Source organism: Nitratidesulfovibrio liaohensis (genome assembly GCF_011682075.1).
Classification (GTDB): Bacteria; Desulfobacterota; Desulfovibrionia; order Desulfovibrionales; family Desulfovibrionaceae; genus Cupidesulfovibrio; species Cupidesulfovibrio liaohensis.
In genome coordinates, this window is sequence record NZ_VSMK01000328.1 from 1 (window position 1) to 3,177 (window position 3,177).

Below are 3,177 nucleotides of genomic sequence, written 5' to 3' on the forward strand. Positions count from 1 at the left end.
GGCGTGCGCGCGCATGTGGTCGCCGCCGAGGCGCTGGAAGGCGCGGACGTGGTGCTTTCCGTGGTGCCCTGCCAGCAGGTGCGCGGGGTGCTGCGCGGGCTGCGGCCCCTGCTGCCGCGCGAGGTGGTGTTCGTCAGCGCCAGCAAGGGCGTGGAAACGGGCAGCATGCGCACCATCGCCGAAATGGTGGCGGAGGAACTGGACGGGCTGGACCCGCGCTATGCGGTGCTTTCCGGGCCTTCCTTCGCGGCGGAGGTGGTGCGCAACCTGCCCACTGCCGTGGTGCTGGGCTGCACGGACGCGGACCTTGGCGCGCGGCTGCGCGAGGTGTTCTCCACCCCCGGCTTCCGCACCTATTCCAGCACGGACGTGCGCGGGGTGGAGCTTGGCGGGGCGGTGAAGAACGTCATCGCCATTGCCGCAGGGCTGTCCGACGGCCTCGGCTTCGGCAGCAACGCGCGGGCCGGGCTGATCACGCGCGGGCTGGCGGAAATGTCCCGCCTGGGAGAGGCGCTGGGCGCGCGGGCATCCACCTTCATGGGGCTTTCCGGGCTTGGGGATCTGGTGCTGACCTGCACGGGCGACCTTTCGCGCAACCGGCAGGTGGGGCTGCGCCTTGCCGAGGGCCGCGCGTTGGCCGACATCGTGGTCGAGATGCGCATGGTGGCCGAAGGGGTGAAGACCACGGAGGCCGTGCACGACCTTGCCGCCGCCATGGGCGTGGACATGCCCATCACCGACGCCATGTACAGCGTGCTGCACGACGGCGCCAACCCGCACGACGCGGTGCGCGAGCTGATGACGCGCGAACTGAAGGAAGAGTAGCCGGTCCGGCCTTTCCGACAGTATCGGCTGCCATGGCCACCTTGTCTGTCGTGGCAGCCTTGGCTACCCCGGCAGCCACTGCACCCACAGCCTGCGCTCGCGCGGGCCGTCGAATTCGCAGAAGTACACCCCCTGCCATGTGCCAAGTCGCAACCGCCCGCCATCCACGATGAGCAGCATGGACGGCCCGAACAGGCTGGTCTTGATGTGCGCGTCGCTGTTGCCTTCGGCGTGGCGGTAGTCGCCGCGCCGGGGGACGATGGTGCCCATGTTCACGGCGATGTCGCGGGCAACGTCCGGGTCCGCCGCCTCGTTCACGGTCACCGCGCCCGTGGTGTGCGGGCAGAACAGCACCAGCGCGCCGTCGGTCCAGCCCTTGCGGGCCACCAGTTCCTGAAGCTCTTCGGTCACGTCCAGCAATTGTTCGCGCGCGGTGGTGCGCAGGGACAGCGTTTCCATGGGGTCTCCTTGGGGGATTCTTCTGTGGGGCTGTGGGGGCTGGCCGGGTTGCGCCGCGCCGGATGCCTGCGCTGGGCGCCCCTGCTGGTCGGAGTTGGGGGCGGGACGGCGCATTTTCGCCGTTTCGTCAGTGCGGGCAGCGTGTTGCGGGTAGCATCCCCGCCAGGCCAGCTTGAGTCCGTGTTGTTTTTTGCCTACAACCACATGACGATGCGAGGCAAGTGAGGTTTACGCCGGGGTGCTGCTCCCGTGTCTGCCTGCCCGTGCCCGCGCTGTTCCCCTGTCGCCCCTGCGTACTTCATTCCGCCAGGAACATTGAAGGGGGCGCAGGGAGCGAAGCCCCTTGCCCGCCGGAGGCGCAAAAGAAATCTCCGGCATCACCCGCCCACCGCAGGCGTACAAGAACCGCCTGCCGGGGCGTTACCACCCGGGAGTACACGCATGCCTGTCGTCATGGGCACCGCAGGACATATCGACCACGGCAAGACCTCGCTGGTCCGCGCGCTGACCGGCATCGACTGCGACCGGCTGGAAGAGGAAAAGCGCCGGGGCATCACCATCGAGCTCGGCTTCGCGTTCTGCGACCTGCCGGGCGCCGGGGCCGGAGTCGGACGGCTGGGCATCGTGGACGTGCCGGGGCACGAACGCTTCGTCAAGAACATGGTGGCCGGGGCGTCGGGCATCGACTTCGTCATGCTGGTCATCGCGGCGGACGAAGGGGTGATGCCCCAGACCCGCGAACATCTGGAAATCTGCTCGCTGCTGGGCATCCGCCACGGGCTTGTGGCCCTGACCAAGGTGGACATGGTGGACCCGGAATGGCTGGAGCTTGCGCAGGAGGACGTGGCCGGGTTCCTGGCCGGGACGTTCCTTGAGGGGGCGCCCATCTTTCCGGTGTCGTCAACCACCGGGCAGGGGCTGGACGTACTGCGCGAACACCTGGCGATGCTGGAGCGCGAACTGCGCCCGGTGCGCCGCAGCGACCTGTTCCGCCTGCCCGTGGACCGCGTGTTCACCATGAAGGGGCATGGCACGGTGGTCACCGGCACCATGGTGTCCGGCAGCGTGAAGGTGGGCGACGAGGTGGTGCTGTACCCCGGCGGCGCACAAACGAAGGTGCGCAGTCTGCAAAGCCACGGCGGGCCGGTGGACGTGGCCCCGGCCGGGCGGCGCACCGCCGTCAACGTGCAGGGGCTGGACGTGGAGGACGTGCAGCGCGGCGACGTGCTGGCCCACCCCGGCACGCTGTTCCCGTCCCTGCGCTGGATGGTCCGGCTGACCTGCCTGTCGTCCGCGCCCACGCCGCTGAAGAACCGCACCGAGGTGCACTTTCACCACGGCGCGCGCGAGGTGCTGGCGCGGCTGTACTTCCCCGACCGGGACAAACTGGCCCCCGGAGAAACCGCCCTGTGCGAGGTGCGCTTTACCGAGCCCATGGTGGGCGTGGCGGGCGACCGCTGCGTGGTGCGTTCGTTCTCGCCGTTGCGCACGGTGGCCGGGGGCGCGGTGCTGCATCCGCTGGGGCTGGACCTGCGCCGCAAGGACGCCGAATTTTCCGACAAGCTGGCCCTGCTGGAGGGCCTGCCCGACGTTCACGAGGCGGGCGACGCCGCCACGCAGGAGGCGGCCACCCAGTCCCTGTTGCGGCTGGCCGGTTCCGCCGGGGCGCGGTTTGCCCAGCTTTCGGTGCTGACCAACCTGGAATCGAAGAGGCTGGACAAGGCCCTGCAAGCCCTGGGGGCCAAGGGGCAGGTGTTCTGCTTCGACCGGGACGAACGCGCCTACGTGGACGCGGAGACGGTGCGCCGCCTGGGGGCGGGGTGCCTGGCCCGCGCGGCGGAATACCACGCCCGCGAACCGCTCAAGCCCGGCATGGCGCGCGGGGCGCTGGCC

At 69.8% G+C, this 3,177-nt stretch carries 3 protein-coding genes; 2 read left to right on the plus strand and 1 reads right to left on the minus strand.

Annotated features, from left to right (window positions below):
- Positions 1-825: NAD(P)H-dependent glycerol-3-phosphate dehydrogenase (locus tag FVW27_RS11390; RefSeq protein WP_167125240.1), on the plus strand; the 825-nt coding region annotated here is incomplete at its 5' end.
- Positions 826-888: 63 nt separating this feature from the next.
- On the opposite strand, the gene FVW27_RS11395 is transcribed toward FVW27_RS11390, so the two are convergent.
- Positions 889-1,284, minus strand: coding sequence for a secondary thiamine-phosphate synthase enzyme YjbQ (locus tag FVW27_RS11395; protein ID WP_015946134.1), 396 nt, complete (start codon positions 1,282-1,284; stop codon positions 889-891).
- Between the two features lie 441 nt (positions 1,285-1,725).
- On the opposite strand from FVW27_RS11395, the gene selB reads away from it, so the two are divergent.
- A partial coding sequence (gene selB / locus FVW27_RS11400) for a selenocysteine-specific translation elongation factor (RefSeq protein WP_167125242.1) occupies positions 1,726-3,177 on the plus strand: 1,452 nt, incomplete at its 3' end.

Bases quoted from the DNA above. Each gene is read 5' to 3' on its own strand.
- FVW27_RS11395 (WP_015946134.1), bottom strand. From the start codon at position 1,284: ATGGAAACGCTGTCCCTGCGCACCACCGCGCGCGAACAATTGCTGGAC.